Source organism: Enterobacter sp. JUb54 (assembly GCF_014298075.1).
In the GTDB taxonomy this organism is placed as follows: Bacteria; Pseudomonadota; Gammaproteobacteria; order Enterobacterales; family Enterobacteriaceae; genus Klebsiella; species Klebsiella lignicola.
Map to the genome: position 1 here is coordinate 2,318,558 of NZ_CP060418.1, position 12,611 is coordinate 2,331,168.

The following is a 12,611-nucleotide window of genomic DNA, read 5'->3' on the forward strand; positions in this document are numbered from 1 at the left end:
GCCGCGCCCCCGAAATTATCCAGAAACGTCAGGCCTGCGGGTCGCTGGCGTTTCCTACGCTTTTGTCTTTGAGGAAATAGACAATCATCGCCAGCCACAGCACGCCGCTGAGCAGATTAAACAGGCTGAACACGCCGCTGCCGCCCAGCGCATAGGCATGCTTGCTGACTTCAATCCCGACGGTAAAAATCAGCATCTGCAGCATCCCCATCGCCGCTGACACCGTCCCCTTACTCATATCGCTGGCAAACAGCGTCAGACGAACCAGCCCGGCGTTTGCCAGACCAATCCCGAAGGCGTAAACGCTCAGTCCGGCGGTCATCCACAGGTAGGCATGGCTCGACACCACCGTTGCCGCCGCAGCCAGCAGCAGACCGAGCGAAATCGGCCAGCCGCCGAGAATAATCAGCGATCGCACCGTGCGCTTCGACGTCAGCCGCGCCAGCACCAGATTACCGGCAATCAGGGCGCCGAAAATCGGCACCTGCAGCAGCCCGTATTCATAGCTGGTGGCCTGTTCGCCGCTGATAATAATTACCGGTGACTGCGCAATCCATGCCAGCAACGGCAGGCTCACGAAACCAATCGCCAGGGAGCCGGCGACAAAGCGCAGATTCTTCAGCACCAGGGCATAGTCGCGCCCCAGTTCTTTCATCGATAGCTTCTCGCCCATGCGGGTGGCGGTTTCCGGCATCGCCCGCTGAAGACCGAAAAACGCAATGGCCGCCAGCACGGCAAACAGCACGAACATCATCTCCCACGGCAGAATATGCACCCATGCAGCCCCCACCAGCGGGCCGAGCAGCGGCGCAATCAACGCTACGTTAGCCATCAGGGCGGTGATTTTGATACACATCGCCTCCTCAAATGACTCCTGAATCGCGGCGTAGCCCACGGCGCCAATAAAGCACAGGCTGATGCCCTGTAAAAAGCGCAGCAGCGTAAATTGTTCAATGGTTTGCGCCAGCAGGGTAGCCAGGCAGGTCACGATAAACCACACCACCCCGGTGAGCATCACCGGACGACGCCCGATACGATCCGACAGCGGCCCTAACAGCCACTGTAAAAACATGCCGCCGGCGAGATAGGCGGTCATTGAGGTAGGCACCCATTCATTGCCGGCCTGGAACTCTTCCACCACCGACAGCATCCCCGGCTGAATCATATCGTTGCCGATATAGGTGGAGAATTCGTATAACACCAGGCACAACGGGAATAGCAGCGCCTGCCGTCCGAGGCGCCGACCTGAAAGCGAATAATTCTGCATGCAATCTCTTATTTAAAAAAAAATCGCGCAAAGTTTAATGAAAGTCGTGCTGAGGAGATAGTGAATTGTGAGTGACAATGCAAAATAGCGCAAAGCCCCTTCCACGCCGGCCCGCCAGTTTTATCTCAACCTCTCTTTATTTCGTTTATATTTCAATTAGGTTACAGGCGATATACTCATCGCTGCTGCGCGTACGCGAAGAAACGGCCTCACCACTCTTCCTGTAACTTGCTGACAATTAAGACAATACTGCTTTACCTCATCGCCACCGCTGCTTAAGGTGGGCGGCTTATTGCTATCGGATACAAGAGCCTGAACGTATGCTGGAAAATATCAACGACGCGCTGTTCGCCTTAATTAACGCCACGCCTGCCTCCCCGGCATGGGCTATCGAAATAGCGACCTTCATCGCCAAAGAGGTGATTTTGCTGGTGCCATTGCTGGCGGCGGCGCTGTGGCTCTGGGGGCCGAATCAGCGGCAGCTGGTATCTAAAGTGGCGCTGGCGCTGGCAATCAGTCTGAGCCTCTCGTGGATATTTGGCCATCTGTTCCCTCATGACCGTCCGTTTGTTGCCGGTGCCGGCTACCAGTTTTTACATCATGCGCCGAACAACTCCTTCCCCAGCAACCACGGCACCATCAGTTTTACCTTCGCGCTGGCCTTTTTGTTCTGGCATCGCCTGTGGTCTGGCGTCGCGTTAATGGCCACCGCCGTTGCAATCGCCTGGTCACGGGTCTATCTCGGCGTGCACTGGCCGCTGGATATGGTGGGCGGTCTGCTCACCGGGATGTGTGGTTGTCTGGCCGCCGGGCTGCTGTGGCAGGTTGCTGGTCAGGGGCTTTATCGCTACCTCGAGCAGGCATACCGCCTGTGCTTCTCCCTGCCAATTCGTAAAGGCTGGGTACGTGACTAACCCTCTCCCGACAGGTAAAATTGCCCACTAACGCCCTGCCAGTGCAGGGCGATTTCAGCTTAGAGGGTATATGGAAACACGTCGTGATGAACGTATCAGCCAGCTCATTCAGGCGCTCAAGCGCAGCGATAAGCTTCATTTAAAAGAGGCCGCAGCGCTACTGGGCGTGTCAGAGATGACCATTCGTCGCGACCTGAACGGCCATAATGGCCCGGTGGTGTTATTAGGGGGCTATATTGTTCTCGAGCCACGCAGCGCAACCCATTACCTGCTCAGCGACCAGAAAACCCGCCTCGTGGATGAAAAACGCCGCGCCGCCCGCCATGCCGCCGCTCTGCTGAAAGCCCATCAGATGGCCTTTTTTGACTGCGGTACCACGACCCCGTGGATTATCGACGCCATCGATAACGCCCTGCCCTTTACCGGCGTCTGCTATTCGCTGAACACCTTTCTGGCGCTGCAGGAGAAACCGCAGTGCCGGGCGATATTATGTGGCGGGGAATTTCACGCCAGCAACGCGATTTTTAAGCCCCTAAGCCTGCAGGATACCCTCAGCCATCTGTGCCCGGATATCGCCTATTATTCGGCCGCCGGGATCGACTGTGAACAGGGCGCCACCTGCTATAACCTCGAAGAACTGCCGGTAAAGCAATGGGCGATGCGCAGCGCGCGCTATCATGTGCTGGTGGTCGATCACAGTAAGTTTGGTAAGGTCAGGCCGGCGCGGATGGGGGATCTGGCGAGTTTTGACGTCATTGCCAGCGATGTCTGTCCGGATGACGACCTGCTGGCACTGGCAAAAGAAAAACAGATTTCACTGCTGTACTGACCGCGCCCCGCAGGGCGCGGCCTGTCGGTTACGAGAACCAGCTACCGAACCAGCCGTGCAGTTTCATCAGCACGAAGTCCATCATCCGGCTGAAGAAACCGCCTTCATTAACGGCTTCCATCACGATCAGCGGACGCTGTTCGATCGTTTTGTCGTTAAGCTTAAAGTCGATAGTCCCGACCACCTGCCCTTTAGTCAGCGGCGCCGTCAGCTGTGGATCCTTCAGGGTATAGCTGGCCTTCAGGTTTTTCAGCTGGCCTCGTGGCAGCGTAATCGAACCGGCTTCACCGGCTCCCAGCTTGGCTTCACTGCTGTCACCAAACCAGACCCGCTGGGTGATAAAGGTGGCATCCGGTTTAATCGGCGTTACCGTTTCATAGAAGCGGAAGCCCCAGGTCAGCAGCTTTTCCGATTCATTAAAGCGAATACGGTCGGTCTTCGTGCCGAGCACCACGGCAATCAGTCGCATGTCGCCCTGAGTTGCCGAAGAGACCAGGTTATAGCCGGCACCGGCGGTGGTTCCGGTCTTCACGCCATCGGCGTTCAGATTTGAGCTCCACAGCAGACGGTTGCGGTTCGGCTGGCGAATTTTATTGAACGTGAACTCTTTTTCTTTATGGATGGCGTACTCTTCAGGAACGTCATGGATCATCGCTTTGGTCAGCAGCGCCATATCACGCGCGGTACTGAACTGGCCTGGCGCATCGAGGCCGTGGACGGTCATAAAGGTGGTATTGGTCAGCCCCATTTTCTGCGCGTAGCCGTTCATCAGGCTGACAAAGGCGTCCTGGCTCCCCGCCACATAGTCAGCGATCGCGATGCTGGCATCGTTACCGGACTGAATGATGACCCCTTTATTGAGGTCTTCAACCGAGACCTGCATGCCCGGCTTGAGGAACATCACCGACGAACCGCGCAGCGCCGGGTTACCGGTCGCCCAGGCATCACGCCCGACGGTTACCATATCGGTAGACTTAATTTTGCCCGCCTTCAGCGCCTGCCCGACCACATAGCTGGTCATGATCTTGGTCAGACTCGCCGGGTCGAGTTTTTCATCGGCATTGCCTTCGCTGAGCACTTTGCCGCTGGCATAGTCCATCAGAACCCAGGCACGAGCATCAATTGACGGGGCATCAGGGAGTTGTTCCGCAGCCTGCACCGCAGGCGCCACCAGAACGAGGAGAGCGCAGCCTGCCACGAGGCCGCGTAGGGAAAAAGCATCACGCGTCATAAGAACCACCCAAGTATCCTTTCCAAACAAAATATGCCGCAAAACCCTTCCGGCACGGCAGCAGCCGGTGAGTAAAGCGTACAAATGACCTTAAAGAAACAGCGAGTTGGTAAAGTTTTTAAAGTTTACGCAATAACCCCGCTCCCTGCTGAAAACAGCGCATTTTTTTTGATCATGATGGCTAAAAATTATCGTTATTATGCCACGATGATAAATAATTGTATAAAATCAATACAATACCTTACTTCCCATACCATAGCACATCTGACTTTTGTGCCGAAACCGGCATTGTTGCTTATTCAGGCGCCACGTTGGCTTCCGGGCCGCTATTTGCCGCCATATCCCCGCCGTTCCCCTGGCGACTTCCCCACCCGGACGTTTAATAAAAAACGTTTTGGCAGATGCGTTTATTCAGCCGATTCTCTAGTATTTCGTCGTCCACTGTTGGGGACGCGTTTTTTCTGGTTTGGGCAGTAAGCATTCAGCGCTGGTACCCGTCAGCGCTATTTTTAATTTTTTGTGGCCGGGTCATCCCTCACGGCCGTTCGCTTATCTCTACTGATCAGATGCATCACGGCCCCGGGCGGGGCCGATGGTTATTCTGATGGCGGTTGGTTTTTATTCCAGTTCAAAAAATCCCCCTTAAAGAGAGACTCCTGTTGCGCTTCAGGTCGTAAAACACAGTTATGCAGGATCGTCCGGTCGCGTCGATACAGCGTCGCCTGCTCCCCTTCAGCCCAGTACACATACACCCCATCGGAATAGCGTTTGCCAGAAGCGGATAACCCTTCATCGAGGATCAACGGTTCGCCATCGACCACCAGAGAGACCTGTTTTTTGGTGTCGTTCTCCCACAAAAACAGCGCGGTTTCATCGCACTGATATTCCAGCGTTTTGGTTTGGCCTTGTTCAACTAACTGATGGTAGTAACTGCATCCAGACAGCAAAGCCGGAAGTAAAACACAGATAATCTTTTTCATTTTTTACTCTGGAGTCACCATCTCGGACGAATGGGTCGCTGCGGGTTTCACAATCTGATCAAATACCGTCGTTAACTTGTCAAACACCGCTCTCATTTCTGTTGGATAGGTTAAAGATAACCACGTTGCTAATACTGCCCCGGCCAAAAAACCCAACTTCATACTCTGCCCCTGATTGTTTTGACTTTGCCTCCCGTCAGTGACGAAGAGCCAGTTTTAATGCGTGGTGCTTATGCCCCCTGCGAGCCAACTGACGCAACATGCCGTCGAACATGGGTGTCCACCACAGCGAAAACTAACATAAGATGCCAGACAGACTCAGGCGCTATTATGTTTAAAATTGGAGCGATATCAGGGTGAAATAAATTATCCCTGCAGGCTGGTCGGACGCCTGGGGAAATAAAATCGCGCAGGTTCGCAAGTGTGATATCAAAACAGAGAAATGCTGACGTTCGGGTTCGACAGTCAGATTTGAGGGCGGTGACAACATGGCGGGCTGGCATGGCCGCGGGTGGTTGACGGGCCAGAATTATCCCCGACATCGCTGCCGGGGAAGATCTTAATTTCCGGTCACTGCCGCAGCGGCAACAGGATGGTCAGAATTCGCGACCACGGTGGTACGGGCAATCGGATGGTTACCGTTATCGCCGGTAGCTGCAGCAACAGCAACCGGGTGGTCAGCAGAGGCCACGGCAGCGCCACGTGCAACCGGATGGCTGCCATTACCGCTGGTTGCGGTCGCCACGGCGACGGGGTGATCGGAGGTCGCGACCGCGGTGGTACGAGCAATCGGATGCGAACCAGCAAAGGTAGGGGCCGCGACAATCGCGAGAACTACAGCCAGAATTGTTTTATTCATAAAATCATCTCTTTCATTAATGCCGACCTGATATTTTCAGGCCCCGGCGTTATTTGGATAAGGCGTCGTTTAAATTAACAACCTGAGCGTCATAACGAACAACCTTAATATCCCTGTCAAGTTTCAACGACCAAAAATATTATCCAGGTAATCATAAGCTCAGCAAATATTGTTAAACAAAAAAGTTAAGTGTGAATAGTCGATTTTGATTTTATTTTAAATATTCAAAATTGCGCCTGTTCTTATTGCTTTTGCATTTATTGGCGACATGACGAGATACCCGGATAAATAAAAAGGAGATGAGCCAGTCCCACAGTCATGGCCATACTCGCCATCTCAAGCGAGGTCGTATCGCCCCATACACCCAGGGTTCGCGCGGGTTGCGCCGTGACAGGCAAATAAAAGCACTTGCCGGAATATGCGCTTTATTCCAACATGGCGGTTCACCATGCTGCAATGTTGGCTCAATAACAGACAGGAACCGATATGATTACGCTGTGGGGCAGAAATAATTCGACGAATGTGAAAAAAGTGCGCTGGGTGCTGGCAGAGCTGGAACTTCCTTATCAGCAGATCCCCGCCGGGCTGGAATTTGGTCTCAACCACGACCCTGAGTTTCTGGCGATGAACCCGAATGGCCTGGTGCCGCTCCTGAAAGATGACGCTAACGGCCTGGTACTGTGGGAATCGAATGCCATTATTCGCTATCTGGCGGCGGAATATGGTCAGGAACGTCTGTGGGTCGCCTCTCCCCTGCAGCGTACCCGGAGCGACAAATGGATGGACTGGGCGAACGGTTCGCTTTCTCCGGCCCACCGTCCGGTGCTGATGGGGCTGGTGCGAACGCCGGTGGAGAAACGTGACCCGGCGGCTATCGCTGCCGCCATTGCCGCCTGTGAAGAGCTGTTTGCTATCCTCGATGATGAACTGGCGACCACCGCCTGGCTGTCCGGCGAGCAGTTTGGTCTCGGCGACATTGCCGTGGCCCCCTTTGTCTACAACCTGCTGTCGATCGTCGACAGCTGGCAGCCGCGCCCGCACCTGCAGCGCTGGTACCAGCAGCTGTACGAGCGTCAGGCATGGCGCGATGTGGTGGTGATCCCGGTAACCTGATCCTGGGTGGCCGGACTGACCTTCAGCAGTTCGCCGTTGGACTCGTCGGTTAAAAGATACAGATAGCCGTCGGGTCCGACGCGCACATCGCGAATACGTTTACCGCGATCGCCGAGCAGGCGCGCCTCTTCATGCACCTTTTCGCCGTTCACCCGCAGCACAATCAACGACTGATCCTTCAACGCCCCGATAAACAGCTTATTGCGCCACTGGGGGAAGGTCTGCGCATCGTAAAATGCCATCCCGCTCACCGCCGGGGACTGTTTCCAGACAAACAGCGGCGCTTCGGTGCCGGCAACTGCGGTGCCCTGCGCTTCAGGAATCGCCAGGCCGCTGTAGTTAACCCCGTGCGTCGCCAGCGGCCAGCCGTAATTTTTCCCTTTCTGTGGAATGTTGATCTCATCGCCGCCGCGCGGCCCGTGTTCATTCAGCCACAGGGTATGACTCCACGGGTTCATCGCCATCCCCTGCGGGTTGCGAATACCATAAGACCAGATCTCGGCTCTGGCACCGGCTCTGCCGACAAACGGATTATCGTCCGGCACGCGACCGTCTTCGGTCAGGCGCACCACCTTACCCTGTAGCTTGTCCAGATCCTGCGCCGTGGCTCGCTGGTTATTTTCCCCCAGTCCAATAAACAGATAGCCCTTGCCGTCAAACACCAACCGTCCGCCAAAATGGTTGCCGGTGGAGAGCTTCGGCTGCTGGCGGAATACCACGCGAAAATTTTCCAGCCGCCGCTCATCGTCACTCAGGCGGCCATACCCGACAGCGGTGCCGGCTTTGCCCTCTTCTCCGGCTTCGGCATAACTGAGCCACACCCGCCGGGATTGGGCAAAATCGGGGGCCAGCGCGACATCCAGCAGTCCGCCCTGGCCGTTGGCCCACACCTGCGGCACTCCGGATATCGCCGCTGAAAGCCCCTCGCCCTGGCGCCAGCGCTTCAGTTCGCCGCCGCGCAGGGTAATGAGCATTCCCCGGTCATCGGGCAGAAATGCCAGCGCCCACGGGTGATCCAGTTGATTTTGCAATACCTCGACGCGGACCTTTTCGGCGAGGGTCACCGCGGGAAAGCAGAGCGTGGCTATCGTCATCAGAATAACGGTCTGGCGCATGGCATACTCCTTTTGTCAGCAATTCGATAAGGGTAGCCAGCGAGGCGCATCAGGAAGGGATTTTTACATAACATTAAACAGGGGGAGCTCAACTCCCCCTGACGATCAGGCGTGGCTTGCTGCCGCCAACTTATTCAGTTTATGAATATTCAGCGACAACGCTGCCAGGTAGCGTTCCAGCATCTCGACGTTCACCGCGATATACGACGGGCAGTCATGGCGCCCGCTCATCAAGCAGATCGCCGCAGAGGCGACGGCTTCACCCGCAGAACGGAAGGCATCCTTCTCTTCCGGCGCGAGGGCATCCCGCAATTGCGCTCCGTATTCACGCATTTCACGGCAGAGTTCAAACAAGTTATCCCGCAGATGCTCATTTTCGCTGACTGACATATAGCCCTTCGCTTTGCGTAGCTGCAAATAAGCATCAAGATCGATACTGGCATTACTCAGCTTATTCAGAAGGTTACGGTAGCGTCTGTCAACGTTCATCATGGTTCCTCCTCTGTTGTTGTCCATGTTCACGATCATAATATGGTTATTTTTTGCGCAGAAAGATGCGCGAGGTCAATCATTCCGGTTAATTAACATCATTTACAATGTTAAAAAGATGGTTATCCTCTGTCGCACGCCACTGCGCCGTTAAGATACGCCAATAAAACAAAAAATGTTATACGTAACACATGCAATCAAGAGGGATGATGACTACGTAAAAATCATTAAAATGCTATTTATTGCCGGTTACATCACAAATTAACACCATAGAAATTGATCAAATTCTTTTCCGGGTGTCATATCAGCATCGCAAATGTATTACGTATAACACTTAATAAAAAACACACCCTACAGCTTAGGGCTGTAACATAACCGCGATCCGCCTGAAGGAACTGAAATCATGACGCCCGGCAAAAGAAACTACGTCTTGTTGAGTCTTTTCGATTTCCTCTATTTATTCGCCTGGTCATCGACCATGGCGTTCTTTGTTATCTGGACCACCCAGCATCTTGGGATCAGCGCCACCAAAACCGGTCTGCTGTACTCCGTTAACGCCTTTATCGCCCTGCTGATGCAGCCGTTTTTCGGCTTTATTGCCGACAAATTTGGCCTGAAAAAGCGGCTTATCTGGATCCTGCTGGCCATGCTGTTGCCGGTCGGGCCGTTCTTTATCTATCTGTACGCTCCGCTGCTGGTCCATAGCTTCTGGCTGGGTGCCTTACTGGGCGGTATCTACCTGGGGATGATTTTTAACTCCGGCTGCGGGGTGATCGATTCGTATATCGACAAAATCTCTCGCCGCTATCACTTTGAATATGGCCGGGTGCGGATGTGGGGGTCGCTGGGCTGGGCCGCCGCCGCCTGGATTGTCGGCAAGTATATCGACAGCAACCCGAACCTCGCCTTCTGGCTGGCCAGTATTGCCATCGTTATTGCCGCCATCTGTTTTATGCTGACCAAAATCGAGCTCACCGAGGAGGAGATCCAAAAAACCAGCGCGCTGAAGGTCTCCCATGCGCTGGAGCTGGCGAAAAATGGTCAGTTCTGGATGCTGCTGATCTTCACCCTGTTCGTCACCCAGATTTACGACACCTACGATCAGCAGTTTGCCCAGTACTTTTCACTCCAGTTCCCTACCCCGGAAGAAGGCAACCGCTGGTACGGTATTCTGGCGTCGATTCAGGTCTGTGGCGAAACGCTCTTTTTATGCCTGATGCCGTGGTTTGTTAACCGCACCGGGGCTAAGTGGGCGCTGATTATTGCCGGACTGATTATGTCTGTGCGCATCGTGGGTTCCGCCATCCCGCTTGGCCCGGTATGGATCGGCGCGGTGAAAATGATGCACGCGCTGGAAAAACCGCTGATCCTGGTGTCGGTATTCAAATTTATCGCCGCCAACTTCGACCATAAACTCTCCTCGACGGTCTATTTGCTGGTGCTTTTCGTGGCCTCTATTGCCACCGCGATTTACTCACCGCTGGCGGGTTACCTGTACGACACCATCGGTTTCGCCCATACCTATTACATTCTCGGCAGCATCGCCGGTCTGTTTACCCTGATCTCGATTTTCACCTTGCGGGACAAGCGCGAGCCCACCGCCCCCGGCGCTGCACCGGCAGGCAACGTCACCTCTTCCTGACTATCAGGCCCCGGGAAACCCTCCCGGGGCCGTTGTTGATAATTTAAAAATATTATTCAATGCGGCTGAAATCGCTCGGCATTTATTAATGACGAAATATTTGATGACAAAAAAATACGCTTATTATAACGCTTCGTTTTCCTGAATTAATTCCAATTCCAGCGTTTATTTTACCCTCCATCCCGCTATAAAAACCCGCCAAATCCGCACAGGACAAGGCCTGAAGCACTTTGGTCTGTTCTCGTCCAGGGGGTAACCGGGGGTCCTGGCATTTTTTATCAATATCAACTTCACTTACAACGTTTGCCCGGACACTAAATAAGATGCCGATTATTTCATGGCTACGTTGGGGTATTGAACTGATTCATCTTAGGCATCCCGGACAGCGTTAAATAATACTCATTATCAAATGCAACTGTGGTGGGGAAAAACATGAATAAAACATATAAGGGTATAGGGGTGCTGGCGTTCGCCGCCGGCTCTCTCTTACCCTATGGCGCTGTGCGGGCCGCCGATCAAAACAGTACGGCCCAAAACGGTGAATCAGCAAAGAAACCTAACATCATTTTGATCGTCTCAGACGATACCGGCTACGGCGATCTCGGCGTGTATGGCGGGGGCGAAGGTCGCGGTATGCCGACCCCCAACCTCGACCGAATGGCCGATGAAGGGATGACCTTCTTTGACTTTTATGGTCAGCCCAGCAGTACCCCTGGCCGTGCCGCCATGCAAACCGGACGGATCCCTAACCGCAGCGGGATGACCACCGTGGCCTTCCAGGGCCAGGGCGGCGGCCTGCCGAAAGAAGAGTGGACCCTGGCATCGGTGCTGAAAACCGGCGGATACAAAACCTTCTTCACCGGTAAATGGCACCTCGGCGAAGCCGACTATGCCCTGCCCAATGCCCAGGGCTACGACGAAATGAAGTATGTCGGCCTGTATCACCTCAATGCTTACACCTACGCCGACCCCACGTGGTTCCCGGATATGGACCCGAAATTGCGTGACATGTTTGCTCGCGTCACCCGCGGTGCCCTCTCAGGGAAAGCCGGTGAAGCCCCGACCGAAGACTTCAAAATCAACGGCCAGTACGTCAACACCCCGGTGATCGATGGCAAAGAAGGGGTGATCGGCATTCCGTTCTACGATCGCTACGTCGAAAAAGCCTCGCTGGATTACCTGACGGCCAATGCCAAATCGACGGAACCGTTCTTTATGAGCATTAACTTCATGAAGAACCACCAGCCGAACATGCCCGATCCTGATTACATTGGTAAATCGATGTCGAAGAGCAAGTATGCGGATTCGATGGTAGAGATGGACGCCCGCGTCGGCCACATCATGGATAAGCTGCGTGAACTGGGCCTCGATAAAGACACCCTCGTGATCTGGACCACTGATAACGGCGCCTGGCAGGATGTCTATCCTGACGCCGGCTACACGCCGTTCCGTGGTACCAAGGGCACCGATCGTGAAGGCGGCAGTCGCGTTCCGGCTATTGCCTGGTGGCCTGGGAAAATTAAAGACCATAGCCGCAACTACGACATCGTCGGGGGCCTGGATCTGATGGCCACCTTTGCTTCCGTAGCCGGTATTAAACTTCCGGACAAGGACCGCGCCGGTCAGCCCATTATCTTTGACAGTTACGACATCTCCCCGGTGCTGTTCGGTACCGGCAAAGATCCACGGACGTCATGGTTCTACTTTACGGAAAACGAACTGACCCCGGGGGCCGCACGCGTCGGGCACTATAAGGCGGTATTTAACCTGCGCGGCGACGACGGCGCCAAAACCGGCGGCCTGGCGGTTGACGCGAACCTCGGATGGAAAGGACCGGAGTCTTATGTCGCCACCGTGCCGCAGATTTTTGACCTCTGGCAGGATCCGCAGGAACGTTACGACATCTTTATGAACAACTATACCGAGCACACCTGGACGCTGGTGACCTTCAATGAGGCCATCTCAAATCTGATGAAAACCTATGTCCAGTATCCGCCGCGTAAAGCGCAGAGCGAAACCTACAATGGCCCGATCACGCTATCTCAGTATGAGCGTTTCAAAAACGTGCGCGATCAGCTGCAGAACGAAGGTTTCCAGCTAAGCATGCCTACCGGTAACTAACATCACGGTCCGGCCCGCGGCGTTCGCTCCCCGGGCCTTTTTTACTTCAGA

The 12,611-nt window shown here is 54.4% G+C and carries 12 protein-coding genes and 1 pseudogene; 6 read left to right on the plus strand and 7 right to left on the minus strand.

Going from position 1 to position 12,611, the window contains the following annotated elements; translation table 11 throughout:
• Positions 1–28: 28 nt before the first annotated feature.
• The gene (locus tag HF679_RS10665; protein ID WP_123756110.1) at positions 29–1,267 is read right to left on the minus strand and encodes an MFS transporter; all 1,239 of its coding nucleotides are present in this window, start codon (positions 1,265–1,267) and stop codon (positions 29–31) included.
• Between the two features lie 320 nt (positions 1,268–1,587).
• Between HF679_RS10665 and ybjG the strand changes: the two genes are divergently transcribed.
• Entirely contained in the window at positions 1,588–2,181 is a 594-nt protein-coding gene (ybjG, locus tag HF679_RS10670) for an undecaprenyl-diphosphate phosphatase (protein WP_123756109.1), read from the plus strand.
• Positions 2,182–2,251: 70 nt separating this feature from the next.
• Positions 2,252–3,010 (plus strand): DNA-binding transcriptional repressor DeoR, encoded by a 759-nt coding sequence (gene deoR / locus HF679_RS10675; RefSeq protein WP_123756108.1) that lies wholly within the window; start codon positions 2,252–2,254, stop codon positions 3,008–3,010.
• A gap of 28 nt (positions 3,011–3,038) precedes the next feature.
• Here deoR and dacC read toward each other — a convergent pair whose 3' ends face one another.
• Positions 3,039–4,241: a serine-type D-Ala-D-Ala carboxypeptidase gene (dacC, locus tag HF679_RS10680; protein WP_123756107.1), complete on the minus strand. Its 1,203-nt coding sequence runs from the start codon at positions 4,239–4,241 to the stop codon at positions 3,039–3,041.
• A gap of 84 nt (positions 4,242–4,325) precedes the next feature.
• Between dacC and HF679_RS10685 the strand changes: the two genes are divergently transcribed.
• On the plus strand, positions 4,326–4,718 hold the full coding sequence (locus HF679_RS10685; RefSeq protein ID WP_148060394.1) for a hypothetical protein: 393 nt from the start codon (positions 4,326–4,328) through the stop codon (positions 4,716–4,718).
• Positions 4,719–4,912: 194 nt separating this feature from the next.
• Here the strand turns inward: HF679_RS10685 and HF679_RS10690 are convergent.
• The 3 genes and pseudogenes from HF679_RS10690 to HF679_RS10700 form a co-directional block, all read right to left on the minus strand.
• Positions 4,913–5,221 (minus strand): annotated as a pseudogene (locus HF679_RS10690) (MliC family protein); the annotation flags it as partial.
• Positions 5,222–5,224: 3 nt separating this feature from the next.
• Positions 5,225–5,383: a hypothetical protein gene (locus HF679_RS10695; protein WP_154143414.1), complete on the minus strand. Its 159-nt coding sequence runs from the start codon at positions 5,381–5,383 to the stop codon at positions 5,225–5,227.
• Positions 5,384–5,780: 397 nt separating this feature from the next.
• A complete protein-coding gene (locus HF679_RS10700; RefSeq protein ID WP_123756105.1) occupies positions 5,781–6,080 on the minus strand; it encodes a hypothetical protein in 300 nt (99 codons plus the stop codon).
• Between the two features lie 486 nt (positions 6,081–6,566).
• On the opposite strand from HF679_RS10700, the gene HF679_RS10705 reads away from it, so the two are divergent.
• Positions 6,567–7,193, plus strand: a complete 627-nt coding sequence (locus tag HF679_RS10705) for a glutathione S-transferase family protein (protein WP_187042957.1) — start codon at positions 6,567–6,569, stop codon at positions 7,191–7,193.
• Here HF679_RS10705 and HF679_RS10710 read toward each other — a convergent pair.
• Both HF679_RS10710 and HF679_RS10715 read right to left on the minus strand, forming a co-directional pair.
• Positions 7,154–8,287 (minus strand): PQQ-dependent sugar dehydrogenase, encoded by a 1,134-nt coding sequence (locus tag HF679_RS10710; RefSeq protein ID WP_370462469.1) that lies wholly within the window; start codon positions 8,285–8,287, stop codon positions 7,154–7,156. The two genes, HF679_RS10705 and HF679_RS10710, sit on opposite strands and share 40 nt — an antisense overlap.
• 126 nt (positions 8,288–8,413) lie before the next feature.
• Positions 8,414–8,797: a biofilm formation regulator BssR gene (locus HF679_RS10715; protein WP_123756243.1), complete on the minus strand. Its 384-nt coding sequence runs from the start codon at positions 8,795–8,797 to the stop codon at positions 8,414–8,416.
• Positions 8,798–9,200: 403 nt separating this feature from the next.
• On the opposite strand from HF679_RS10715, the gene HF679_RS10720 reads away from it, so the two are divergent.
• Together HF679_RS10720 and HF679_RS10725 are read left to right on the plus strand one after the other, a co-directional pair.
• Positions 9,201–10,439, plus strand: a complete 1,239-nt coding sequence (locus HF679_RS10720) for an oligosaccharide MFS transporter (protein WP_123756102.1) — start codon at positions 9,201–9,203, stop codon at positions 10,437–10,439.
• A gap of 432 nt (positions 10,440–10,871) precedes the next feature.
• Positions 10,872–12,560 (plus strand): arylsulfatase, encoded by a 1,689-nt coding sequence (locus tag HF679_RS10725; protein ID WP_123756101.1) that lies wholly within the window; start codon positions 10,872–10,874, stop codon positions 12,558–12,560.
• Positions 12,561–12,611 lie beyond the last annotated feature (51 nt).

Bases quoted from the DNA above. Each gene is read 5' to 3' on its own strand.
- HF679_RS10665 (WP_123756110.1), bottom strand. From the start codon at position 1,267: ATGCAGAATTATTCGCTTTCAGGTCGGCGCCTCGGACGGCAGGCGCTG.
- ybjG (WP_123756109.1), top strand. From the start codon at position 1,588: ATGCTGGAAAATATCAACGACGCGCTGTTCGCCTTAATTAACGCCACG.
- deoR (WP_123756108.1), top strand. From the start codon at position 2,252: ATGGAAACACGTCGTGATGAACGTATCAGCCAGCTCATTCAGGCGCTC.
- dacC (WP_123756107.1), bottom strand. From the start codon at position 4,241: ATGACGCGTGATGCTTTTTCCCTACGCGGCCTCGTGGCAGGCTGCGCT.
- HF679_RS10685 (WP_148060394.1), top strand. From the start codon at position 4,326: ATGACCTTAAAGAAACAGCGAGTTGGTAAAGTTTTTAAAGTTTACGCA.
- HF679_RS10695 (WP_154143414.1), bottom strand. From the start codon at position 5,383: ATGAAGTTGGGTTTTTTGGCCGGGGCAGTATTAGCAACGTGGTTATCT.
- HF679_RS10700 (WP_123756105.1), bottom strand. From the start codon at position 6,080: ATGAATAAAACAATTCTGGCTGTAGTTCTCGCGATTGTCGCGGCCCCT.
- HF679_RS10705 (WP_187042957.1), top strand. From the start codon at position 6,567: ATGATTACGCTGTGGGGCAGAAATAATTCGACGAATGTGAAAAAAGTG.
- HF679_RS10710 (WP_370462469.1), bottom strand. From the start codon at position 8,287: ATGACGATAGCCACGCTCTGCTTTCCCGCGGTGACCCTCGCCGAAAAG.
- HF679_RS10715 (WP_123756243.1), bottom strand. From the start codon at position 8,797: ATGAACGTTGACAGACGCTACCGTAACCTTCTGAATAAGCTGAGTAAT.
- HF679_RS10720 (WP_123756102.1), top strand. From the start codon at position 9,201: ATGACGCCCGGCAAAAGAAACTACGTCTTGTTGAGTCTTTTCGATTTC.
- HF679_RS10725 (WP_123756101.1), top strand. From the start codon at position 10,872: ATGAATAAAACATATAAGGGTATAGGGGTGCTGGCGTTCGCCGCCGGC.